Annotated in this window: 17 protein-coding genes; 9 read left to right on the top strand and 8 right to left on the bottom strand. The window is 71.0% G+C overall.

Features of this window, described 5'->3' with window-relative positions:
* Positions 1 to 52 precede the first annotated feature (52 nt).
* The 7 genes from ACIBK3_RS12765 (at position 53) to ACIBK3_RS12735 (ending at position 10,908) form a co-directional block, all read left to right on the top strand.
* Positions 53 to 895: a carbohydrate ABC transporter permease gene (locus tag ACIBK3_RS12765; protein WP_399365560.1), complete on the top strand. Its 843-nt coding sequence runs from the start codon at positions 53 to 55 to the stop codon at positions 893 to 895.
* Positions 896 to 995: 100 nt separating this feature from the next.
* Entirely contained in the window at positions 996 to 3,011 is a 2,016-nt protein-coding gene (locus ACIBK3_RS12760; RefSeq protein ID WP_399364787.1) for a hypothetical protein, read from the top strand.
* Entirely contained in the window at positions 3,008 to 3,355 is a 348-nt protein-coding gene (locus tag ACIBK3_RS12755; protein ID WP_399364786.1) for an L-rhamnose mutarotase, read from the top strand. Before ACIBK3_RS12760 ends, ACIBK3_RS12755 begins: the two co-directional genes overlap by 4 nt.
* A 38-nt stretch (positions 3,356 to 3,393) precedes the next feature.
* The gene (locus ACIBK3_RS12750; RefSeq protein ID WP_399364784.1) at positions 3,394 to 4,272 is read left to right on the top strand and encodes an amidohydrolase family protein; all 879 of its coding nucleotides are present in this window, start codon (positions 3,394 to 3,396) and stop codon (positions 4,270 to 4,272) included.
* A gap of 42 nt (positions 4,273 to 4,314) precedes the next feature.
* Positions 4,315 to 5,343, top strand: a complete 1,029-nt coding sequence (locus ACIBK3_RS12745; protein WP_399364782.1) for an aldo/keto reductase — start codon at positions 4,315 to 4,317, stop codon at positions 5,341 to 5,343.
* Between the two features lie 196 nt (positions 5,344 to 5,539).
* Positions 5,540 to 8,653: an RICIN domain-containing protein gene (locus tag ACIBK3_RS12740; protein WP_399364780.1), complete on the top strand. Its 3,114-nt coding sequence runs from the start codon at positions 5,540 to 5,542 to the stop codon at positions 8,651 to 8,653.
* Between the two features lie 203 nt (positions 8,654 to 8,856).
* Positions 8,857 to 10,908, top strand: a complete 2,052-nt coding sequence (locus ACIBK3_RS12735; RefSeq protein ID WP_399364779.1) for a family 43 glycosylhydrolase — start codon at positions 8,857 to 8,859, stop codon at positions 10,906 to 10,908.
* Between the two features lie 242 nt (positions 10,909 to 11,150).
* Here ACIBK3_RS12735 and ACIBK3_RS12730 read toward each other — a convergent pair whose 3' ends face one another.
* The 5 genes from ACIBK3_RS12730 to ACIBK3_RS12710 all read right to left on the bottom strand — a co-directional run bounded on the left by ACIBK3_RS12730 (position 11,151) and on the right by ACIBK3_RS12710 (position 19,509).
* The gene (locus ACIBK3_RS12730; RefSeq protein WP_399364777.1) at positions 11,151 to 13,439 is read right to left on the bottom strand and encodes an SWIM zinc finger family protein; all 2,289 of its coding nucleotides are present in this window, start codon (positions 13,437 to 13,439) and stop codon (positions 11,151 to 11,153) included.
* Between the two features lie 473 nt (positions 13,440 to 13,912).
* Positions 13,913 to 16,780 carry an SNF2-related protein gene (locus ACIBK3_RS12725; RefSeq protein WP_399364775.1) on the bottom strand — a complete coding sequence of 956 codons (2,868 nt, stop codon included), beginning with the start codon at positions 16,778 to 16,780 and terminating at the stop codon, positions 13,913 to 13,915.
* 97 nt (positions 16,781 to 16,877) lie between these two features.
* A complete protein-coding gene (locus ACIBK3_RS12720; RefSeq protein WP_399364773.1) occupies positions 16,878 to 17,462 on the bottom strand; it encodes a sugar kinase in 585 nt (194 codons plus the stop codon).
* On the bottom strand, positions 17,459 to 18,607 hold the full coding sequence (locus ACIBK3_RS12715) for an ROK family glucokinase (protein WP_399364771.1): 1,149 nt from the start codon (positions 18,605 to 18,607) through the stop codon (positions 17,459 to 17,461). Before ACIBK3_RS12715 ends, ACIBK3_RS12720 begins: the two co-directional genes overlap by 4 nt.
* 164 nt (positions 18,608 to 18,771) lie before the next feature.
* Positions 18,772 to 19,509, bottom strand: a complete 738-nt coding sequence (locus tag ACIBK3_RS12710; RefSeq protein WP_399365558.1) for a GntR family transcriptional regulator — start codon at positions 19,507 to 19,509, stop codon at positions 18,772 to 18,774.
* A gap of 130 nt (positions 19,510 to 19,639) precedes the next feature.
* Between ACIBK3_RS12710 and ACIBK3_RS12705 the strand changes: the two genes are divergently transcribed.
* The gene (locus ACIBK3_RS12705) at positions 19,640 to 20,662 is read left to right on the top strand and encodes a Gfo/Idh/MocA family oxidoreductase (RefSeq protein ID WP_399364769.1); all 1,023 of its coding nucleotides are present in this window, start codon (positions 19,640 to 19,642) and stop codon (positions 20,660 to 20,662) included.
* 36 nt (positions 20,663 to 20,698) lie between these two features.
* On the opposite strand, the gene ACIBK3_RS12700 is transcribed toward ACIBK3_RS12705, so the two are convergent.
* The 3 genes from ACIBK3_RS12700 to ACIBK3_RS12690 form a co-directional block, all read right to left on the bottom strand.
* Positions 20,699 to 21,883: a cytochrome P450 gene (locus ACIBK3_RS12700; protein ID WP_399364767.1), complete on the bottom strand. Its 1,185-nt coding sequence runs from the start codon at positions 21,881 to 21,883 to the stop codon at positions 20,699 to 20,701.
* 41 nt (positions 21,884 to 21,924) lie between these two features.
* Positions 21,925 to 22,614 carry a response regulator gene (locus ACIBK3_RS12695; protein ID WP_399364765.1) on the bottom strand — a complete coding sequence of 230 codons (690 nt, stop codon included), beginning with the start codon at positions 22,612 to 22,614 and terminating at the stop codon, positions 21,925 to 21,927.
* Positions 22,615 to 22,778: 164 nt separating this feature from the next.
* A complete protein-coding gene (locus ACIBK3_RS12690; RefSeq protein WP_399364763.1) occupies positions 22,779 to 24,038 on the bottom strand; it encodes a sensor histidine kinase in 1,260 nt (419 codons plus the stop codon).
* 170 nt (positions 24,039 to 24,208) lie between these two features.
* Between ACIBK3_RS12690 and ACIBK3_RS12685 the strand changes: the two genes are divergently transcribed.
* Positions 24,209 to 24,409 (top strand): hypothetical protein, encoded by a 201-nt coding sequence (locus ACIBK3_RS12685; RefSeq protein WP_399364762.1) that lies wholly within the window; start codon positions 24,209 to 24,211, stop codon positions 24,407 to 24,409.
* Positions 24,410 to 24,435: the final 26 nt, after the last annotated feature.

Genomic DNA, 24,435 nt, shown 5'->3' with positions numbered 1-24,435 from the left:
CCAGGCCCCTGGGCGGCGGCGCCCACGCCCCCCGCGTCGCCTCGTGCCTCGCCTGCTGACCGGCTCCGTACTGCTCGTCTTCCTGGTGTTCTTCGTGCTGCCGGTGCTGTGGCTCGTCCTCGCGGCGACCAAGACCGACCAGCAACTCGTCCATGACAACCCGCTGTCGTTCGGCTCCTGGCACGCCTTCAAGGCCAACTGGGACGGCCTCACCGCGTTCCAGGACAACGCCGTCCTGCAATGGCTGGGCAACTCCACGTCGTACGCGGTGATCTCACTGGTCATCACCCTCTGCGTGGCCGTACCGGCGGGGTACGCCCTGGCCATGACCGAGTTCCGCGGCCGGCACACCCTGCTCGTCTCGACGCTGGTCGTGATGCTCATGCCGACCGCCACACTGGTGGTGCCGTTGTTCCTGGAGATCAACGCGGTGCACCTGATCGGCACGATGTGGTCGATCATCCTGCCGTACTCGTTCTACCCGTTCGGCGTGTACCTGACGTACATCTACTTCACCACCGCCGTACCGAGGGACCTGCTGGCGGCGGCACGGATGGACGGCTGCTCGGAGTTCGGGGTCTTCTGGCACATCGCGCTGCCGCTGGCGACCCCGGTCATCGCGCTCGTGGGCTTCTTCAGCTTCGTCGCCAACTGGACCAACTACTTCCTGCCGTACGTCATGCTCCCCGAGAGCGACCAGATGCCGGTCCAGGTGGGTGTCGGAAGCCTGCTCAGCAACGTGCCGTCCTTCAATCCGGCGGTCGGCACCCTCGCGATCGAGCGGCCGCAACTGGCGCTGGCCACGCTGCTGGCCATCACACCGGTGCTGGTCGTCTTCCTGTTCGCCCAGCGCTTCCTGGTCAGCGGGATGCTCGCCGGCGCCACCAAGGAGTAGGCCCCGACCAGCGGCTCCACCGATGACGCCCGAGCCGGCGTCGTCCGCCCGGCCGTCGTCCCCGGCGCGCACCCCGCCACCCCGAACGGAGATCCATCCCATGCCCTTCAGCTCTTCCGGCCCCGCGGCCGGTGAGAACGCCCCGGCCTCCGGGCAGCCGACCCCGCCACCCGAGATCGAGGCGGGGGTGCCGCTGCTCGAACCACCCGGCTGGGCCGTGTCCCAGCGGGCCCTGTTCGACCTCCTCGACCACGCCTGGCGCCGTTTCGCCCGCGACTTCACGGGCCCGGACGGACGGCTGAACTACTCCGGCCGGCTGACCACCCGCGACGGTGTGGACGACTTCTACGAGGTGTTCTTCAACTGGCCCCAGCTGTATCTCCTCGGCGGCGCCGACGACCTGCTGCCCGCCAGTGAGAAACACTGGGAGGGCGTGACCCGGCAGCTCACCGAACTGAACATGCTGCGCGAGGAGTTCGAGCGCGGCTACGACTGGTTCCACCAGGGCGAGAGTCTGCTCCTGCTCTACTTCCTCAGCATGGCCGCCCCCGACCGCTGGTCCGAACGCGCCCTGCGCTTCGCCGAGTTGTACGTCGACCCGGCCAAGGGAAACTACGACCCCGAGCACCGCGTCATCACCCGCCCGCACAACGGCAGCGACCCCGACCGCACGGGCCTGTTCGACGGTGACGTCTATCCCTGGCTGCAGAAGGAAGCACAGACGTACGGCTTCCCGCTCGACTGGATCCCCGAGGCCGACGGCGGTCCCCACCCGCTCTCCGCGGATCCGCGTCTGGGCGCGCAGATGCGGGACCGGATGGGCGTCGGCGACACCGCGGTCAACCTCGCGGCGGCCGGACTGGTCCTCAACGCCTGGATCCTGTCCGGCGAGGACCGCTACCGCGACTGGATCGTCGAGTACGTCGGCGCGTGGCGGGAGCGTACCGAGGCCAACGGCGGCATCGTCCCGGACAACGCCGGCCCGGACGGCGTCGTCGGCAGCCTGCTGGAGGGCCGCTGGTACGGCGGCCACTACGGCTGGTCCTGGCCGCACGGCTGGCACAGCGTGGGCCACGCGGCCTGTGTGGCGGCGCTGGCGGCGGCCACCGTCACCGGGGACGACGACTACCTCTCCATGGTCGCGACCTCACTCGACACCCTCATCGGCCTCAGCAAGGTGATGCCCCACACCGAAGCGGACTCCAGCCTCCCCTCCAAGTGGGTGGCCGAGCTCGGCCCCGACATCCACACACCCACCCCGCACCTGCCGTTCCGCCACAACGACTCGGGCTGGTTCGACCACAACCCGGCCACCGCGCCCGTCCCGGTGGCCCTGTGGCACCACACGGCCTCCGACACCGACCGGGCCCGCCTGGAGCAGCTGCGTGAGGCCGACGGCATCGACTGGCGCACCGTCCGGCCGTTCCGGGCCAAGGAGGAGTCCGGGCACGAGAAGGCGTGGTTCGCCTTCCTCGCCGGCGACGACCCCGGCTACCCGGAACGCATCCTCGCCACCGCCCAGGCCCAGGTCCGCCACCGGCTGCGTCGCGTCGACCGCTACCGCGACCTGGACGTGCCCGAGGCCGACATCCACGTGTGGCAGCAGTCCAACCCCGTGGTCACCGAAGCCCTCGTCCAGTTGACCTGGGGCGGCCCCCAGGTGCTCTACAACGGCGGCCTTCAGCAGGCCCGGCTGCGCTACCACGACGCCGAGGCCCGCCGCGCCGGCCTGCCGCCCGACGTGGCCGCACTGGTCACCTCCATCGACCCGGAAGCGACCACCGTCGAACTCGTCAACCTCTCCCCCGAGTCCACGCGCACGGTGATCGTGCAGGCCGGCGCCTTCGCCGAGCACACCATCACCAGCGTCCGCCACACCACCTGCCAGGACGACACCTGGATCGGTGACCTGTACGACTACGGCCACACCGAGCCGACCGTCACCGAGGTGGAGACGGCATGCGACAGCCCCTTCCTGGCGGTACGGCTGCCCGCGTCCACCCGCATCCGGCTCGTCCTGCGGCTGCGGCTGCGCACCAACGCCCCCAGCTACCGCACCCCGTTCGACACCCGGGACGACGAGCTCTCCCCGGGCACGGAGGAGAACACGGCATGAAACGCATCGCCCAGACGATCCGACTCAGGCCCGAACACCGGCAGGAGTACCTCGCACTCCATTCCGCCGTCTGGCCCGGGGTCGAAGCGGCTCTGCACCGGGCACAGATCCGCAACTACGGCATCTTCCTCCACGGTGACGTGCTGTTCGCCTACTTCGAGTACCACGGCGACGACTTCGAGGCCGACATGGCCGCCCTCGAAGCCGACCCCGAAACCCAGGAATGGTGGAAACTCACCGACCCCTGCCAGGAACCCTGGCCCGACCGGGGTGACTCCCGCCAGTGGACGGAACTGACCGAGATCTGGCACCTCGACCCGCCCGGCGAAGACGTCACCGTCTGACGCGGCCCGCTCCGGACCGAACCGACTTGGAACCCGCCATGACCTCCGGCCCCGTCCTCATCGACGCCCACCACCATCTGTGGGACCTCGACCGGCGTCCGCAACACTGGCTCGACGACCCCGCCCTGGCGACGATCCGCCGTACCTTCACCCCCGACGACCTGCGTACCACCGCCACCCAGCCCATCGCCGGCCGCCACCTGCACGGCACGGTGGCCGTGCAGTGCGTGCCGGACGTGCCCGAGACCGAGGACCTGCTCGCGCTCGCGGAGCGGGAGCCGCTGATCGATGCGGTGGTCGGCTGGGCAGACCTGACGTCGCCGGCGATCGGCGAGGTGCTGGACCGACTGCTCGCCGGACGGGGCGGCGCGTATCTGCGCTCCCTGCGCCATCTCGTCCAGGGCGAGACGGATCCGGGCTGGCTGCAACGCCCAGACGTTGAACGGGGTCTGGCGGCGGTCCGGGACCGCGGGCTCTGCTACGACGTGCTCGTCCGCAGCCACCAGCTCGACCAGGCGATCCGGCTGGCCGAGGGGTTCCCGGACCTGCCCCAGGTCCTCGACCACGCCGGCAAACCGTCGATCGCCGACGGAGAACTGGCCGACTGGGAACGCCAGTTGCGCACGCTGGCCGGACACCCGCACGTGGTCTGCAAGGTGTCGGGGCTGATCACCGAGGCGGACCACGAGAGGTGGACCGTCGACGACATCCGCCCGGTGTGGGACATCCTGCTCACCGCATTCGGCCCGGACCGGCTGATGTTCGGCTCCGACTGGCCGGTCGCCAACCTCGCCGGCGGCTGGAACCGCTGGGCCGCCACCGTGGACGAACTGCTCACCGACTGTGCCGAGAACGAGATCCACGCGCTCCTCGCCGGCACCGCGACCGCCTTCTACCGCCTTCCCACCCGCGGTTGACCGTCGGCGCTCGTGCTCAAGGGACCCTGCGAGGAGGACGTCATGCGACGCCGGACCATCCACAACACCTCCGTCGAACTCACCGAACTCGGATTCGGCGCTTCGGTGATCGGCAACCTTTACCGGACCACCTCGGCGGCCGACGCGACGGCCGCCGTCGACGCGGCCTGGGACGCGGGCATCCGGTACTTCGACACCGCACCGCACTACGGCCTCGGCCTCTCCGAACAGCGCCTCGGGGCGGCACTGCGGCAGCGCCCCCGGGACGAGTACGTCGTCTCCTCCAAGGTCGGCCGAATCCTCGTCCCCAACGAACGTCCACAGGGCGTCGACAGTGAAGGCTTCGTCGTACCGGACAACCTGCGCCGACAGTGGGACTTCAGCCGCGACGGCGTGCTCCGTTCCATCGAGGACACGCTGGAGCGAACCGGCCTGGACCGGCTCGACATCATCTACCTGCACGACCCCGACGACCACTGGCGGCAGGCCGCCGAGGAGGCCATGCCCGCCCTGGCGGACCTGCGCGACCAAGGGGTTGTCGGGGCCATCGGCGCCGGCATGAACCAGTCGGCCATGCTCGCCCGCTTCCTGCGGGAGACCGCCGCCGACGTGGTCATGCTCGCCGGGCGCTACACCCTCCTCGACCAGTCCGCGCTGGACGACGTCCTGCCCGCCGCACAGGAACACGGCAAGAGCGTCGTCGCAGTCGGCGTCTTCAACTCCGGCTTGCTCTCTAGTGAGTGGCCCACCGAAGGCATGAAGTACGACTACCAGGACGCCCCATCGGAACGGGTCGCCCGCGCACGGGCGATCGCAGAGGTCTGCAAGGGGCACGGCACCAGCCTCCCCGCCGCCGCCATCGCCTTCCCGACCACCCACCCCAGCACCGTCAACGTCACGCTCGGCATGCGCGATCGCGCACAAGTGACGCAGAACGTGGAACTCCAGCGAAGCGCCGTACCCCGGGCGCTCTGGGACGACCTCCGGTGCCAAGGGCTGATCAGGCCCGACGTCCTCACCACGGTATCCAGGGCACGGCCGACCGCCCGCCCGATGCCGCTGATCGACTAGGGCGACCACCATGAGCCAGCCACCGTGGACGAACGAAGTCGCCCCCGATCCGCGGGGTTGTGCCGCTCACGCTCCTGTGCCCTCGGGACGCTCAAGGGCCGGGCGATGAAGATCCGCGTCAACCGCACTGACAACACCCCCGGAGCCGCCGCATGAAAGCCTTCCCGACCGTCCGAACCAGCAGGAGGGGCAGACGATGAAGCCCGTCACCTCCACCGTCCGCAAGTTGTCAGCAGTGCTTGCGATGGCTCTCCCCGCGGTGCTGCTGACATCCCTCACGACGTCGGCCCCGGCCTCGGCCGCGACCCAGGCGACCTACTACGTCGCCCCCGGCGGCAACGACGCCAACGCCGGGACGATCACCGCGCCGTTCAAGACCCTCCAGCACGCACGGGACGTCGTGCGCACGGTCAACAGCAACATGACCGGAGACATCAACGTCTTTCTCCGCGGCGGCAACTACCCGGTGAGCAGCACCATCGACTTCACGCCGGCCGACTCGGGAACGAACGGCCACCATGTCGTGTACGCCGCCTACCAGGGCGAGAAGCCGGTGCTGAACGGGGGCGTTCAGGTGACCGGCTGGACACAGCAGAGCGGGAACATCTGGAAGGCCCCGCTGAACCGCGACAACAAGCTCCGCGCGCTCTACGTCAACGGCAAGCGCGCCCAGATGGCCTCGAAGACGATCGCCTCTGCCGGATGCTACGGGACCTACACCGTCACGGCCGGCCAGGCTCCCTGGGCCTGGGAGTCGGGTTCGGAGTGCGACGGAGCCAAGTACAGCCTGTCCGATCTGCCCGCCGTCGCCGCCAACCAGGACGACGTCGAAATCAAGTATGCGACGACCTGGACCACGGCCATCGTGGGAGTCCGCCAGATCACCACGAGCTCGGACGGCGCCAATCGCGTGGCCCTGTTCCAGCAGCCGGGTGCGGCCATCGCCCAGGGACCGCCGAACGGCAACTTCGCCGCCGGCGGCGGCACCCCCACCTTCATGAACGCGTACGAGTTCCTGGACCAGCCCGGCGAGTTCTATTTCAACAAGACGAACCACACGCTGTACTACTACAAGTCCGGCTCCGAGGACATGACGTCGGCGCAGGTCTTCGCGCCGAACAACGTGTCCACCCTCATCAAGGTCGCCGGCACGTCCACGACCGACCACGCGCGGAACATCACGTTCTCCGGGCTCACGGTCGAGCACTCCGACTGGAACCTGGTCAATGTGGCGGGCTCCGTCTTCCGGCAGGGCCAGCAGGGCAACGCCAGCTCGACCGTGTACGCGCAGAAGAACTTCCACGCGTACACCTACCGCAACGTCGACCTGCCGCCGGGGATCATCCAGATCGAGAACGCCGACGGGATCAGCCTCCAGCGCAACACGGTGCAGCACACCGGCGCCGACGGAATCAACATGGTCAATGACGTGACGGACTCGCAGTTGACCGGCAACGTCACGAATGACATAGCCGGATCCGCCATCACCGTCGGGCACCCCCAGCACGTGTACATCGGGGACTACACCTCGACCAACAACGAGAAGTACCCGGTGAATGTCGAGGGAGTCTGCAAGAACATCTCGATCACGGACAACTACCTCTACGACAGCGCGGTGCTGTTCCAGGGGTCCAGCGCCGTGTCGGCGTACTTCACCGATTCCCTGTCCGTGCGGCACAACCGGATCGAGAAGTCCCCGTGGGCGGGCATCACCCTGGGCTGGGGATGGTGGAACTTCGACGGTTCGGCGAACTCGATCCGGCCGGGTGTGCCGACCACCACGGCGAAGAACAACACCATCAGCCACAACCAGATCGTCGACACGATGCAGGTCCTCGGCGACTCCGCTCCCATCTACGATCTGGGCAGCCAGCCGGGAACCGAGATCAGCAACAACTATATCCAGGGCGTTCCGGCCGGCCACAAGTACGGACTCCACCCCGATGAAGGCTCCGCCTACATCAACTTCCACGACAACGTGCTCGACCTTGACCCGAATGTCGCCTTCGCCATCAACTCCGGCACGTGGGGCAAGCAGCACGACCTGAGCATCACCAACACCTACGGCACCGTCAACAAGATCAACGACAAGACCGTCCCGAACAGCACCATCGAGGACGTGCGCGCGTACGCGGACAACGTGTGGCCGTCCCAGGCGTACGCCATCGCCGTGAACTCCGGTCTGGAGGACGCCTACAAGGACCTCGTCCCCCAGAGCAGCCTGGGCCTGCAGGACTACGCCCTGCCCGCGAGCACGTTCACCGGCAAGGGCGTGTCGTCCATCCCCGTCCGCAGCATCGGTGACGCGACCAGGACTCTCTGGCTGGCTCCCTCCGGTACGACGACGTTCGCCGTCGGCCCCACCATGACGAAGGCAGCCGGAACCGCGACGACCATCAGTGTCCCGCCGACGGCCGGCGACTACCGCCTCTACGTCGTGGACGCCCAGGGGAACGCGTCCGCCGCGTCGAAGTCGCTCGTGCGGCAGCGATGGGCCTACGTCGACGACAAGAGCTCCGGCATTACCTACAGCTCCCCTTGGTCGAACTGGAACGACTCGCAGGACTTCAACGGGTCGGAGAGTTTCACGAGCGCGGCGGGCGGCTACGTCCAGTACTCGTTCACCGGATCAGGCATTCGGTACGTCAGCATGAAGCAACCGAACATGGGCAAGGTCGACGTCTACATCGACGGCAGCCTCGCGCAGTCGGGCATCGACGCCTACGCCTCGACGGTGACGAAGCAGGCGGTGCTGTTCGAGAAGACGGATCTCGCCGCCGGCCCGCACACGATCAAGGTCGTGTGCACAGGAACAAAGAACGCGTCCTCGTCCAACGCCATCTGTGCACTGGACGCCTTCGCAGGCATCTCCTTCCCCGCCACCAACGCGTTCTACAAGCTCCTGGACAAGAACAGCGGCATGGCGATCGACATCTCAGGTGGATCCAGCTCCGACGGAGCGAGCGCCATCCAGTGGAACGACAGCGGCGCCCAGAATCAGCACTGGCGGTTCGTTGCGGTGGGTGATGGCAGTTTCAAGATCATCAACCAGAACAGCGGCAAACTGCTGGACGTCTACCAAGCGTCCACCGCGGACGGCGCGACCGCCGTCCAGTGGACCGACAAGAACGGTGCGAACCAGCACTGGACGCTGGTCGCCGCCGGAAACGGCTACTACAAGATCAAGAATGTGAACAGCGGCAAGCTGCTCACGGTGTCCGGCGCGTCGACGACAGCAGGCGCTCAGCTCGTGCAGACGACGGACGCGAACGCCGGCAGCCAGCTGTGGCAGGCGGTGAACGTGGACTGATTCCTTCCGCGCCACGGGCCGTACACCCCGCTCAGCCGCCTCGGTGTGCTGCTGCAGGTGGCGACCCAGCAAGGAGGCGAAGGACCTGAGGGACGGTGTCGGCGAAACGCGGGCCGGCACCGTCCCTCGCGAACCTCCACCACGGCGTACTCGCGTCGAAAGAACGCCCATACATGAGATGACTCCTGCCCGAGGACGGAATCGTGGACATCACCAGACGACAACTCGGCCGCTTCGCCGCGGTCGGCACCGGGGCGCTCCTGCTGCCGGGCCTGCTGCCACCGAGCAGGGCGGCGGCAGCCACCCCTCCGGCCGGCACGTGGGGCGACCAGGGCGACGGCACCTACGTCAATCCCGTCCTCCCGGGCGACTTCAGCGACTGGGACTGCATCCGGGTCGGCGACGACTACTACGGCATCACCAGCACGTTCGGGTACTCGCCCGGCGTGGCCGTCCTGCACTCGAAGGACCTGGTCAACTGGCGGACGCTCGGCGGCGCGGTCGACGATCTCACCCGCATCGGGCCGGAGCTGAACTGGGACCGGATGAACCGCTACGGCCGCGGCGTGTGGGCCGGGGCCATCCGTTACCACGCGGGGCGGTACTGGGTGTACTTCAACACGCCCGACGAAGGCTTCTTCATGACGTCGGCCCCGTCGCCGAGCGGACCCTGGGACCCGCTGACGGCGGTGTGGCGGACCACCGGCTGGGACGACCCGTGCCCGTTCTGGGACGACGACGGCCAGGGCTACCTGGTCACCACGCACTACTCGGACAGCTACAAGGTGAACCTGTTCAAGCTGTCCGAGGACGGCAAGTCGCTGGTCGGTTCGCCCACTGTCATCCACCAGTCGCCGGGCAGCGAGGCCAACAAGCTGTACAAGATCAACGGTCTCTACTACCACCTGTTCAGCGAGGTGAAGTCCGAGGGCCGGGTGCTCATGATGAACCGCGGCACCAGCCTCTACGGCCCGTTCGAGACCCGGCAGCTGGAGCACGTCAACGCCTCGGTGGACCGCGAGCCCAATCAGGGCGGCCTGGTGCAGGCCCCGGACGGCAAGTGGTACTTCGTGACCCATCACGGCCACGGCGACTGGGAGGGGCGCGTGCTGTCCCTGCTGCCGGTGACCTGGGTGGACGGCTGGCCGATCCTGGGATCGGTGGGCGCGGACGGCATCGGCAACATGGTGTGGACGGGCCAGGTGCCCGCCGGCGGCACCCCCGGTCTGCCGGTCGACGCACTGCCCTCCGTGGTGACCAGCGACCTGTTCACCGACACCCGCCTCAAGCCGCAGTGGGAGTGGTACTACCAGCCGCGCGCGGACCGGTGGTCGTTGACCGAACGCCCCGGCTACCTGCGATTGAAGGCGTTCGCACCGCTGGCGGCCGACAACCTGACCAAGGTCGGCAATACCCTCACCCAACGGGTGCTGCGCACGGCGGGCAGCACGACGGTGACCGTCCGCCTCGAACTGGCCGGCCTCGACGACGGCCAGCACGCCGGGCTGTGGCACTACGCGGCAACCTACGCCGGTTTGGGTGTCCGGCGCTCCGGGACCACCACCACGCTCGCGAACAACGTCGGCGGCACCCTCACCGACGGTCCGGTGATCACCCAGAACGCCGTGTGGCTGCGCACCTCCTGGGACGTCAACGGAGTCAGCCAGTTCTCCTACAGCCTCGACGGGAACGCGTTCACCTCGTTCGGTGGCACCTACCAGCTCACCTGGGGCGGTTACCGCGGCGACCGGGTCGGCCTCTACACCTACAACCCGAACGGCACCGGCTACGTCGACGTCGACTCGGTGCAGTACACCCTCGCACCCGCCAGGGCATACAAGTGCGTCAGCGTGCGCAGCGGCAAGGTCGCCGACGTCTCCGGTGCGTCGAACGCGGACGGTGCCGCCGTGATCCAGTGGTCCTACGCCGGCGGATCGAACCAGCAGTGGGCCTTCCAGTCGACAGCGGACGGCTACCACACCATCATGTGCGTCCGCAGCGGCAAGGTCCTCGACGTGGCAGGCTCCTCGACGGCCGACGGCGCGCGGATCGTGCAGTCGATCCCCGACGGCCGGACAAGCCAGCAGTGGCAGTTGCGCCCGCAGACCGGTGGTGTGTTCACCGTGGTCAACCGAAACAGCGGCAAGGTGCTCGACGTCAGCGGAGGCAGTACCGCCGACGGTGTCACGCTGATCCAGTACCACGACGTCGGCAGCACCAACCAGCGGTGGACCTTCGGCCGCGTCACCGGCTAGCGTCGCGCGTTCATGAGCGCGCCACCGCGCCGCCCCGGGGCTTCGTCAGCCTGTTCCTGAGGACGTGAGGAACCTGTTGGGCTGCCGCACCAGCAGATTTCTCACCTCAGGAGGAGAGCAGCCGCTCGAAGGCACCACTCATGGTGCCGAGCTCTGCCGCCTCGGCCATCGCCGCCACATAGCGGTCGGGGCGGATCACGGCCACGGTGCCGGGAGCGCCCCGATGACCTCAGAGTCCGCTGTCAGAGTTCGCCCGGTGCGCCCAGGCCCGTCAGGGCGCCGACCGGATCCAGGTCGGGGGTGCCGCGGGGCCACCAGTTGTCGTGGCCGGGCTCGGACTCGTAGGCGTACCAGAGGCCGTCGCGGCCGAGGCGGAGCTGGACGTGACCGCGGGGGTGGGTGAGGTGATTGTGCCAGGGGCGGAAGGCGGGGAGGTCGGCGGCGAGAAGGAGGGGGCGGGCACGGTCGAAGCGGCCGGCCGGCGGGTCCCAGGGCTCTTCGAGGACGCTCAGTCCCTCCGGGCCGCCCTGGCGCCAGGCGGCGACCGCACGCGCCAGGTCGGCCGGGGTGCGGCCGGTGGCGGAGGCGAGCGAGGCGTAGAGGGCACGGGTGCCCGCGGTGAGACCGGAACCGGGGCGGGCGGCGGCGAGTCGTACCGCGTCCTGCCACAGGGTCAGTTCGCCGACCGGGTCGCGGCCGGTGGCCAGCAGGGCATGGGCGCGGGCCGCCGCGTCGGTCGCCAGCTGGTCCAGGGCGAAGGGGTCCGGACCGCCCGCGGTCGCGGGGTACGCCGGGGGCGGCTCGGGATGCGGCGGCACCGGCAACGGTGATGGCAGAGGCGGGAGTTGGCGTGGTTTGAGGACGTCCGTGGCCCGTACGCCGGGCAGGGGTGCCGGGCCCCGCTCCTGGGCGGCGCGGGCCGCGCGGGCGGCGCTGAGCCGGGACAGGGCGTCGAGCAGCTCGCGTTCACCGCGGCCGCGCAGCAGGAGCAGGACGAAGGGGTCGGCGTCCAGCAGGCGCGCGGTCTGGTAACAGAGAGCGGCGGCGTGCTTGCAGGGGTGACCGGAGTCGGGGCAACTGCACCGGGGTTCGAGGTCACCCGGGCCCGGCAGCAGCGGCACTCCGGACTCGGCCAGCGTGTGGGGCATCTCCTTGTCGAGCAACGCCGCGATGTCGGCGGGCCGTTCGGCCGCGCGGTGCAGGAAGCGGTCCCAGTCGGCTTCGTCGAGTGTGCGCAGCCGGACCTGGACGCGGTACGGCCGGGGGCGGCTCCCCTGCACATAGGCGAGCACGAGCCCCGGCGTCACGGTGATGGCGTCCACATGCCCCTGCTCCGCATACCCACGCCCTCGCACCAGCCGCTTGGCATCCAACGCACCCTCCTCCAACGCGGCGACCCACGCGTTCCCCCACCAGGTCTCGGCGAACCCGCCGCCCTCGGAGGCCCGCGGCGGGAAGGCGGGGAAGGTGCGCCGGAGTTCGTTGTCGCGTGCGGGGGCGGCCATGGTACGGGGGTGGCGGGGCGGGGCGGGGGCGGTGGTGGATGTGACGGCCGGAGCCGGGGGTGGGGGTGGAGACGGGCGTGGAGGGTCGGTGCGGCGCGAGGGCGGGAGCGGGAGCAAGGCGTCGGTAGCGGGCGCAGGAGAGAGCGAGGGCGAGGGCGAGGGGGAGGGGGAGGGGGAGATGCCCGGCTCGGCGGGAGTCGGAGTTGAGACCGGGGAGCCGGGGCCGACCGACGCCGGACGCGGAGGCGAGGAAGCAGCACCCGTCGACGTCTGACGCGGGGCCGGGGAGCCGGGGCCCGCCGGAGCCGGACGCGGAGGCGAGGAAGCATCACCCGTCGACGCCTGACGCGGAGCCGGGGAGCCGGGGCCCGCCGGAGCCACACCCGGAGGCGAGGCGGAGTTTGTCGCGGCGGCGCCGGTGTCCTCGGGGGTCGTGGCAGGGGGCGGCGTTTCCGTGAGGGGATCCTCGTGTCGCTCACCGCGGTCGTCGCCGGCGTCCGCGTCCGGGGTGGTCGCTGCTTCAGGCATCCGGAAGGCGTCGGCGAGCAGCGCCCGCACGTCACGCGCCCGGGGCCCGGCGGCGTCCGGTCCGGCCGCGCCGGTGCGATCCCGGCCCGTCGCCGAGGTTCTCCCGGCCCGACGAGGCGCCTCACCTCGGCCTGCGACACCGCCCTCGGGGGCGGAGGTGGCGCCGTGAGCCTGCCGGGCCTCGCTGCGCGCCGTACGCAACGCCTCGCGCACGACATCCGCGGGGCGCGCGTCCCGTCGCCGGGTTCTTTGGTCTTCGCCTTCGGGAGCCGAGCGGTGGGGCCTCACCGCACCCTCTCTACGGTCCCTCACCTCGTCGACGGCGTCCTTCACCCCGGGATGCACCGCCCCGGGACCTGCCTCGGCGACGGTTCCCTCCGGGCCGGGCCGCTTCTTCGGGTCCACCTCCGCACCCGCACCGCGCCGCGCGGCACGGGCCTGCCGCAGAGCCTGGCGCGCGGCGTCACCGGGTCGGGCTTCGGTGGCCGCAGGCTTCACGGGTTCCCGGAGCTCCGGGAGTTCCGCGGAGCCCTCAGGCCTCGAGGAGCCCTCATGTTTCGCTGATTCCTCGTGTATCGCTGATCCCTCGTAGTTCACGGATCCCTCGTGTTCCGCAAACCCCTCGTATCCCGCAGATCCTTCTTGCGCCACGGATTCCTCATGCTCCACGGAACTCCCATGCGCCGCGGTTCCCACATGCTCCGCAGTCCCCACATGCTCCGCAGTCCCCACATGCTCCGCGGCCCCCTGAAGTTCCGCACCCCTCTCAGCCCCCGCCCCCCTCCCCCACGCCAATGCCCGGTTCCCCGCCCTGCTTTCCCCAGCCACTGTCGCTTCCTCAGCCACCGTCGCTTCCTCGGCGACCGTCGCTTCCTCAGCCATCGCTCCGGCCTCGGCCACGTGCGGCTCGCTGCCGGCTTTCTTCCGCGCCTCCCGCAGGGCCCGGCGCGCCTCGTCGGCGGGGCGGGCCGTCACGTCGGCCTCCGAAGGGACACCAGGTCGGACAGTTCGCGGTCCGTCAGTTCCGTGAGGGCCGACTCGCCGGAGCCGAGGATCGCGTCGGCGAGGGCCCGCTTGGATTCCAGCATCTCGGCGATACGGTCCTCCACCGTGCCCTCGGTGATCAGGCGGTGGACCTGAACGGGCTGGGTCTGGCCGATGCGGTAGGCGCGGTCGGTGGCCTGTTCCTCGACGGCCGGGTTCCACCAGCGGTCGAAGTGGACGACGTGTCCCGCGCGGGTGAGGTTCAGGCCCGTGCCGGCCGCCTTGAGCGACAGCACCAGGACCGGGGTCGCACCGTCCTGGAAGCGGTCCACCATCCGTTCCCGCTCCGGTACCGGCGTGCCGCCGTGCAGGAGGTCCACCGGGACCGCGCGGGCGGCCAGATGGGAGGTGATCAGGCGGGCCATCCCGACGTACTGCGTGAAGACGAGCGCGGAGCCGTCCTCGGACAGCACGGTGTCCAGCAGTTCGTCGAGGAGGAGGAGCTTCCCGGAGCGGGCGGCCAGGCCGTCGCCGGCCATTGCCGGGACCGCCTCCTTCAGATACAGGGCGGGGTGGTCGCAGATCTGCTTCAGCGCACCCAGCAGCTTCAGCACGAGGCCCCGGCGGCCGATGCCCTCCGCGGTCTCGATGGCCAGCATCGACTCGCGCACCACCGCCTCGTACAGCGCGGTCTGTTCGCGGGTGAGCGGGACCGGGTGGTCCGTCTCCGTCTTGGGCGGGAGTTCGGGGACGATGCCGGGGTCGGACTTCTTGCGGCGCAGGAGGAAGGGGCGCACGAGGCGGGCGAGCCGGACGACCGCCTCCTCGTCCTCGCCGTTCTCCACCGCGCGCGCGTGCCGGGCGCGGAAGGACTTCAGGGGGCCGAGAAGGCCGGGGGTCGTCCAGTCCAGCAGTGCCCACAGCTCGGAGAGGTTGTTCTCGACCGGGGTGCCGGTCAGGGCCACGCGCGCGGGGGACGGAATCGTGCGCAGGGCTTTCGCGGTCGCCGAGTACGGGTTCTTGACGTGCTGCGCCTCGTCGGCGACGACCATGCCCCAGTGCTCTTCGGCCAGCTGTGATGCCGTCGACCGCATGGTGCCGTACGTCGTGAGGACGAAGCCGCCGTCGAGGTCGTCCAGGGTGCGGTCCGGGCCGTGGAAGCGGCGGACGGGGACTCCGGGTGCGAACCGGGTGATCTCCCGCTGCCAGTTGCCGAGCAGGGAGGCCGGGCAGATCACCAGGGTCGGCTCCCGGCGGGCCCGGCGCAGGTGCAGGGCGATGACGGTGATCGTCTTGCCGAGGCCCATGTCGTCGGCGAGGCAGCCGCCGAGGCCGAGGGTGGTCATGAGGTCCAGCCAGGCCAGGCCCCGGAGTTGGTAGTCGCGCAGGGTGGCGCGCAGGCCGGGTGGCGGCTCGGCGGGCCTCACTCCGGCCGTCAGACGGTCGCGGAGGGCGGCCAGCGCGCCGACCGGTACCGCCTCGACGGTCTCGCCGTCGACGTCCGCGGTGCCGGTGAGGGCGACGGAGAGCGCGTCGACCGGGTCGAGAAGGCCCAGTTCGCGCTTGCGGGCCTTGCGGACGAGGGCCGGGTCGACCAGCACCCACTGGTCCCGGAGGCGGACGACGGGACGGTGGGCTTCGGCGAGCGCGTCCATCTCGGCCTCGCTGAGCGGGTCCCCGCCGAGCGCCAACTGCCAGCGGAACTGGAGGAGTTCCTCGCTGTCGAAGAAGCCGGTGCCGTCGGTCGCCGAGCCCGGCGCGGGCCGGACCACCGCGGCCGCGCTGAGGTCCTGCGCGAGGTCCCGGGGCCAGTGCACGGCGACCCCGGCCGCCGCGAGCCGGTTCGCCGCCACACCAAGGAGGTCGCCCAACTCCTCGTCGGACAAGGCCAGTACGTCGGGCGCGTCCTGCTCGGAGAGCCGGTCGAGCGGTGGCCAGACGCGGGCCGCGCGCCGCACCGCGAGCGCGGCGTCCACGCGCGCGCGGGGCCCGAAGGCCGCGTCCGCCTCGCCGGCCCACAGTGCTGCCGCGTCCGTCAGGAGAGTGGGGTCGGCGAGGCTGTGCACCTGGACGATGGCCGCGCCGGCGCGGCGGGCCTCCTCCCCCGAGTCGTCGAAGAGGTCGTGCGCGGACAGGTCGAGACGCAGCGAGATCCGCACGCCCGCGTCCATCCCGGCGGCGACCTCCGCGGCCCAGTCCTGGGCGGCGGGCAGGCGCTGGGGCTCGCGGGCGGCGAAGGGCCTGCCGGAGGCGTACGGCGCCGCGGGAGTGCGAGGCAGGGTGTCCGCGACCGCGTCCAGGAACGAGCGCATCAGCGCTTCCGGTTCGGGCAGGCGGATCGGGCCCGGGCCGGACAGCGGGACCGCGTGTCCCTCGTACGGCAGGGCGGCGGCGACCGCGCGCAGGTGGGCGATGTCGCCCGGGTCGAGGGGGCCGGCCCGCCAGGCGTCGTCGCCGGTGACCGTCAGACCGGGGAGCAGGCGGCCGCGGGCGGTGAGCCGCAGGGCGTGCAGCGCGGCCGCGCCCCAGCAGGCGGTGGCCGGGTGGGCAGCGGGGTCACGCCGGGCGCGGACGAGCAGCGGCAGGGCCTCGCCTACGGACAGCGACAGCGCCGGGGTGGTCCTGCGGCGCACTCCGGCACCGTGCCGTCGTACGACGGTGATCTCGGAGGGGGCGGCGGGCAGCTCGCCGTCCGCCGGATCCCAGAAGGCGACGCGGCCTTCGCGGGGCAGGGGCGCGGGCAGGAAGACGGCGGCGAGCCGGAGAGGCACGGTCGGCCCCTCATGCCCGGCCACCGATGCCGTGCCGGGCACGGTCTCCTCCGCCCGCCCGGCCACCGATGCCGTGTCGCTCATACGTCCTGTCACCTCCCGCCCACGTGTCGGATCATTCGTCTTCGACTCTACGGGCGGGGTCTGACAATCGGCTCCGGCGACCGGCCGGAGCCCCTCCTCACGGAACCGCGCGCGCGACGACGTACACCATGGGGGACGCCGGGTTGGACAGGTTGACGACGACGTCCTGGGTGGGGGCCGGGTTCTTCTGCTTGTGGACGAGGCCGGAATACGGGCCGGGGATCTTGAAGGCCCAGCCGGTGATGTGCTGGTCGCGGGTGCTGATGGTGATGTCGTCCTGCTTGAGCTCGCCCCGGTTGACGCCCATACCGGTGAGGAAGGCGTCCAGGCCCGCGCTCGAGGTGCGGAACTGGACGTACAGGCGGCTGGTCTTCCAGTTGTTGGTCTCGTAGTACGCGATCCGGTCCGCCGGGTGCGGGACCGGGATCTGGTACAGCCGGCGCTGGACCTTGGAGGGCCAGCCCGCGGTGAGGCCGGTCGCCGAGTACTTCTCCTCCTTGACCTTGCCGCTGTCGCGGCTCTGGTTGGCGGAGATCACCAGATAGCCGGCCGGGACGCCGATCAGGAGGACGATGATGCTCAGGGTCAGCGCCCTGCGGCGGATCATGTGCCGGCGGTCCTCGGGCGGCCGTGCCGACCTGACCGGGGACGACGCGGGCCGGTGAGGAAGCGAAGAGATCACGCGGACCCCTGGGACGTACGGCGGGCCTCCACGTACCGCTCGTACCGCTCGTGCCGCTCCACCCGGCGGCGGTTGGCGCGCCGGAAGCGGCGGGCGACCAGCCGGGCGAGGTCGGCCGCGCCGACCATGCCCGCCTCGGGGCCGAGCTGGGCGCGGGCGATACGGGCCTCGGGGCGGTAGCCGCGACCGGTGAGCTGCCGCTTGAACGCGTCCCGCGCGGGGCCGATCAGCAGGTCGTCGGCGGCCGAGACGCCGCCGCCGATCACGAAGCAGGACGGGTCGAGCGCGGCGGCCAGGTTGGCGATGCCGACGCCGAGCCACTGCCCGATGTCCTGGAGCAGTTCGATGCACATGGCGTCGCCCTCACGGGCCAGCTCGGTGATCATCGGGCCGGTGATGTCGGCGATGCTGCCCTTCACGTGCTCGATGATGCCGTACGCCACCGGGGAATCGGCCGCGGCCAGTTCGCGGGCCTCTCTGACCAGCGCGTTTCCGGAGCTGTACTGCTCCCAGCAGCCACGGTTGCCGCACGGGCAGCGGTGGCCGCCGGGCACGACCTGCATGTGGCCGAACTCCCCCGCGACGCCGTACTTGCCGCGCTTGACCTGGCCGTCCTCGAGGATCGCGCCGCCGATGCCGGTACCGAGCGTGATCATGACGAGGTGGTCCTCGCCGCGGCCGGCGCCGAAGCGCCATTCCGCCCAGGCGGCGGTGTTGGCGTCGTTGTCGACGAGCACGGGGACCGCGAGACGGCCGGCGATACGGTCGCGCAAGGGCTCGTTGCGCCAGGACAGGTGAGGTGCGAAGAGCACCCGGTTGCGGTCGGCGTCGACCCAGCCGGCCGCGCCGATGCCGACGGCGTGCACGTCGTGCCGGTCGGACAGGTCCAGGACCAGCTCGCAGATGGTGTCCTCGACGACCTTGGGGCTCTTGGACTTGTCCGGGGTCTCCGTGCGGAGCATCTCCAGGATGTTGCCGTCGGCGTCGACGACGCCCGCCATCACCTTCGTGCCGCCGATGTCGATACCGACGGTCGGCACACGGGGCGCGGTCAGGTGCGAGCGGCGCTCCCGCGTACCGACCGTGCGGAGAGCTGTGGCGCGGCGGGAGCCGATGGGGGCGCTGAAGTTGCCGTAGGTGCTCATCGGGCCCGATTCTGCCGCACACTCACGCTGGGTGCGGCATGGGGGCGCAATGGGCCGGTTCCTGTGGATGTCCGAGCGCGGGGGTGCGGGCCGGGCGCCGGGCCGGTGGGGGACCCCCAGACACCGGTCGCCTTGTCCGGACATTGCGACGAACCCGGGGCACCTCAGGGCCGGACGAGCAGCTGGAACTCGAACGAGTAGCGGCTCGGCCGGTAGGTGTGGTCGCCGAACTCGACCGCCCGGCCGGTGTCGTCGAAGGTGGTGCGCTGCATGGTGAGCAGCGGGGCGCCCGCCTCCTCCGCGAGCCGCTCGGCCTCGACCGCGGTGGCCGCGCGGGCGCCGATGGACTGGCGGGCACTGTGCAGGGTGATGCCGGCGGAGCGCATCATGCGGTAGAGGCCGGTAGCCTCCAGCTGCCCGGTGTCGAGCTCGAGCAGGCCGGGCGGCAGGTAGTTGCACAGGTACGCCATCGGCTCCCCGTGAGCCAGGCGCAGCCGCTCCACGCGGTGCACGTCGCTGTCCTCGGGCACGCCGAGGGCGGCCGCGATCTCGGCGGGCGCCGGAACGAGCGTGTTGACGAGGACCTTCGTCGCGGGGCGCTGGCCGGCCGCCTCCAGGTCGTCGAAGAGGCTGCTGAGCTCCAGCGGCCGCTTGACCTGGCTGTGCACGACCTGGGTCCCGACGCCCCGGCGGCGCACCAGAAGGCCCTTGTCGACGAGCGACTGGATGGCCTGGCGCACGGTCGGCCGGGACAGACCGAGCCGTCCGGCGAGCTCGATCTCGTTGCCGAGCAGGCTGCCGGGGGTGAGCGCACCGTGCTCGATCGCGGCCTCCAGCTGCTGGGACAGCTGGAAGTACAACGGCACGGGGCTGCTGCGGTCCACACGGAGATCGAGCGTCACGGTCGGGTCCACTTCTGGTTTCGGCACGGGGCCGAGCGTAGCTCCGTGCGCTGTTGACGGGAAGTCGTGTAGTTCGGTTGTCCGGACATGCCGATTGACATCGTGGCGACTCCGCACGCAGTTTGTTTCCATGCGCATCGGAGTCATCGGTACAGGCCGCATCGGGGCCATTCACGCCAACACGCTCAGCCGGCACCGGGAGGTCGGCTCCCTGATCCTCACGGACGCCGACCCGGCGCGGGCCCAGGATCTCGCGCACCGGCTGGGCGAGACGGCGGCGCCGGGGGTGGACGAGATCTTCCACTGGGGCGTGGACGCCGTGGTGATCACGACGACGACATCGGCGCACGCCGAACTGATCGGTCGGGCAGCGCGCTCGGGGCTTCCGGTGTTCTGCGAGAAGCCGATCGCCGTCGACCTGGCGGGCACCTTAGAGGCGATCGGTGAGGTCGAGGCGGCCGGAACGATCCTGCAGATGGGGTTCCAGCGCCGCTTCGACACGGGCTACGCGGGGGCGCGTGACGCGGTGCGCTCGGGGCGGCTCGGACGGCTGCACACCGTTCGGGCGCTGACCTCCGACCAGGCGCCGCCGGCGGCCGCGTACCTGCTGGTGTCGGGCGGGCTCTACCGGGACACGCTGGTCCATGACTTCGACATCCTGCGCTGGGTGACCGGGCGCGAGGTCGTCGACGTGTGCGCCGCCGGGTCCGACGCGGGCGGGGCGATGTTCCGGGAGGCGGGCGACGTCGACACGGGTGCGGCGCTGCTCACCCTGGACGACGGCACACTCGCCACGGCCACGGCGACGCGGCTGAACGGGGCCGGGTACGACGTCCGCATGGAGCTGGCCGGGGAGCTGGACCAGATCGTGGTGGGCCTGGACGACCGTACGCCGATCGCGTCCACCGAGCCGACGGGGCCGCCGGCCGCGGACAAGCCGTGGACGGGGTTCCTGGAGCGGTTCGGGCCCGCCTACGAGGCCGAGCTGCGCGCGTTCGTGGACGTCGTACGAGGTGAGCTGGCCAATCCCTGCGACGGGCGGGAGGCCTTGCAGGCGCTGCGGATCGCCGAGGCGTGTGAGCTGTCGCGGCGGGAGCGCAGGACCGTCGGGCTGGCGGAGATCCAGGGCGGCGTGTGGCCGTTGGTGGGCTGAGCGCGAGCCTGCCGGACGACCGCTCATCACCGGGCCCTACCAGCGCACCGGCAGGTTGCGCAGCCCGCGTATGAGCATCCCCGGGAGCCAGTCGCCGGGCGGGCCGTCGAGGGCGAGGCCGGGGGCGCGCTCCAGGAGGGAGCGGATCGCCGTACCGGCTTCGACGCGGGCCAGCGGGGCGCCGAGGCAGTAGTGGATGCCGTGGCCGAAGGCGAGGTGGCCGCGGGTGTCCCGGTGGATGTCGAAGCGGTCCGGGGCCGGGTAGCGGGAGTCGTCACGGTCGGCGGCGGTGAGGCCGATCATCACCGGGTCGCCCCTGTTGATGGTGGCGCCCCCGATCTCCAGAGGCTCGGCGGCGAACCGGAATGTCGCGTTCTCCACCGGGCCCTCATGGCGAAGGGTCTCCTCCACCGCGGCGTCGACGAGGCTCATGTCGGCGCGCAGGGCGGCGAGTTGGTCGGGGTGGGTGAGCAGGGCATGGACGCCGGTGGTGATGAGGTTGACGGTCGTCTCGTGGCCGGCGATCAGCAGGATGAAGGCCATGCCGCGCAGTTCCGGCACGGAGAGTCGGTCGCCGTCCTCGGCGGTGGTGCGGATGAGGTCGCCCAGGAGGTCGCCGCTCGGGCCCGCGCACCGCTTGTCCTCGATCAGCTCGGTGAGGTACTCGCCGAGCCGCACGACGGCGCCGTAGGAGTTCTCCGCGCTCGTGGGCGCGACCACTTCCGTCGAGAGCTTCCGGAACTCCGTGCGGTCCATCTCGGGTACGCCGAGGAGTTCGCAGATCACGGTGATCGGCAGCGGGTACGAGAACGACTCCACGAGGTCGGCGCGGCCGTGCGGCAGCATCGCGTCGAGGAGGTCGTCGGTGATCTCCTGGATTCTGGGCCGCAGTTCCTCCACCCGGCGCATGGTGAAGGCGCGGGAGACGAGCTTGCGCAGCCGGGTGTGCTCGGGCGGGTCGGCGCTCAGCAGGTGTCTGCCGATCAGCTCCTCGTCCTGGAACGTCACCCCGATCCGCCGGCCGTCCTTGGCCAGCCGGGGGTCGGCCAGCGCGGCCCGCGCCTCCTCGTACCCGACGACGAGCCAGGCCCAGTACCCGTCGTCGGAGCCGGGCGGTCGCACCCGGTGGACGGGGCCGAGACCGCGCAACTCGGCGTACACGGGATGCGGGTCGGAGCGGAACGCGTCTCCGTACGTCCCGAGGTCGATCACCTCTGCCATCTCATTCCCCCCTTCGTCCGGACAACGGTCGGCGGCATCCGCTAGTGCCCGTCCGCCTCAGTTTCTTCAGGTTCTTCCAGAAGTCCCGCGTCGTACGCCAACAAAGCGATCTGGACCCGGTTGTTGAGGTCCAGCTTGGCCAGGATGCGGGAGACGTGGGTCTTGACCGTGGCCACGCTCATGAACAGCGTGGCGGCGATCTCGGCGTTCGCCAGGCCCCGGCCGACCGCGACGGCGACCTCCCGTTCACGGTCGTTGAGAGCGGTGATGCGCTCCCGCGCGCGCGTGCGGCGCGTGTCGGCGGCGTTGCCCGCCGCGTGATCCATCAACTGACGGGTCACGGTGGGCGACAGGACCGGGTCACCCGCCGCGACCCGGCGCACCGCGGCGAGGATCTCGGCGGGCGGAGTGTCCTTGAGGACGAAACCGGCGGCACCCGCACGCAGGGCCCGCAGCACCTGCTCGTCGGCGTGGAAGGTGGTCAGGACCACGACCTGCGGGGCCTTCGACCGGCCGCGCAGCCGCTCGGTGGCGGTCAGGCCGTCCACCGACGGCATCCGGATGTCCATCAGGACGACGTCCGGCCGGGTGCGGTCGACGAGAGCCTCGACCTCGCCGCCGTCCGCCGCCTCACCGACGATCTCGATGTCCTCGGCACCGCCCATCATCAGGGACAGGCCGGCTCTGACCAGCGGGTCGTCGTCGACGAGCAGCAGTCTGATCGCAGTCATGGGCCTACGTAATCACGGTTGAGGCGTACGGGATCACGGTCGCGCGGTGCGGAGTCGGCGGGGTGGCGCGGGAGTTGACGGGTGTCGGCGCTCAGGCCCATGGCCGCCGGGCCCGTGGTGCTCAGCCCGACGGCAGCCAGGTCCGTAGTGCTCAGCCCGGATGCTCAGCCCCATGGCAGCCAGGCCCGTAGTCCGAATCCGCCGTCCGGCTCGGGACCGTGCTCCAGCCGGCCCCCGGTCAGGGTCGCGCGTTCGGTCAGGCCGATCAGGCCCTGGCCGGAGCCGGGGACATGAGGGACCTCGCCTTCGGGCGGCGGGTTGCGTACCGACACGGTGAGGCCCTCGCCCGGGGCGCCGCTGACGGACACCGTGACCTCCGTGCCGGGGGCGTGTTTGCGGGCGTTGGTCAGGCCCTCCTGGGCGATGCGGTAGGCGGTGCGGCCGACCGAGGCGGGGACCGTTTCCGGGTCGGTGACCCGGCTGTCGAGGATGACCTTCATGCCGGCCTCGCGGGACTCGGCGACCAGCACGTCCAGCGCGCCCAGCGTCGGCTGCGGGCGGCCCGCGTCGTCGCTCTCGCCGGCCCGCAGCACGCCGATGATCTCCCGCAGGTCCTGCAGGGCCTCGTGCGCGCTCTCCCGGATGACTCCGGCCGCCCGGGCGACCTCCTCGCGGGGTGCGTCCGGCCGGAACTCCAGGGCTCCCGCGTGCACGCTCAGCAGCGTCAGCCGGTGCGCGAGTACGTCGTGCATCTCCCGGGCGATGGCCTCGCGGGCGAGCCGCTGCGCCTGCTCCGCGCGCAGCAGCGCCTCCGTCTCGGCACGCCGGGCGCGGTCGCGCAGGCTCAGCATCAGCTGCCGCTTGGCGCGCACGAGCATGCCCCAGCCGACCACCGCCGCGGTCAGCGTCCCGAACAGGGCGACCGCGACGGCGTACGGCAGGTCGGGGTCGGGACGCAGCCTGAAGTAGACCGGGATCAGCGCGATGGTGATGCCGCCCACCCAGGCGACGTACCGGAAGGGGCGGTGCACGGCGAGCGTGAACAGGGCGATCAGGCACGCGCCGCCCGCGGTGTCCGAGAGCACGCCGACCGGGATCGTCGCCACGGCCAGTCCGACCGGCCGGCGGCGGCGCAGCCACACCGCGGCGCAGGCGAGGGCGCCGATCAACTGGTCCAGGACGGCGAGGTCGTGCGGAACGTGCGGATTGTCGGTCACCGCGTCGGCACCGACGAGACCCACGATCACGGCCAGGAAGAAGCAGGAGAAGTCGACGATCCAGTCCCGCCCGGTGCGGCGGGGCCGCCGTCCGGGCCGGCCGGCGTCGGGGTCGAACTCCGCCAGCAGGGCCGACGGCAGCAGCCACCGCCGCCCCGCGAGGCTCTGCGGCACGGCCACGTTCTCGTCACCACTCACGGTCGACAAATCTACGCAGCGAGGGCCCCGGCACGCCCCTGCGCGCACGCGATCGGCGACCAAAGTCGCGGCGCCGGAGACTTTCGGCGCGCCCGCCCGGGCGGAAGCGAGGCTTCCGTCGGACGTGCGCCGCCCCGCGGCCGATGTCCGTGGGGGGTCCGCGGGGCGACTGTCCTGCCATGAAGCAGTTTCTGGAGCTCCTCGGTTTCCTCGCACTGGTGCAGGGTGCGATGGGTCTGCTGCACGAGTTCACCGACTGGCACATCGGTCTCGTACAGCGGATCGGCTTTCTCGACGGCTACGAGATCTACGCGAGCGTCGCACTGGTCGTGCTGGGCCTCGCCCTGTTCGCCGCCGCTGAGAGCCGGAGATCCGGCTGAGCTCGGGCCCGCCTGCGGCCGTGATC

Origin of the sequence: Streptomyces sp. NPDC050287 (genome assembly GCF_044459385.1) — a bacterium.
Lineage (GTDB): Bacteria > Actinomycetota > Actinomycetes > Streptomycetales > Streptomycetaceae > Streptomyces.
The sequence above is the reverse complement of the archived record's forward strand: the minus strand, read 5'-3'. Positions and strand labels throughout refer to the sequence as shown.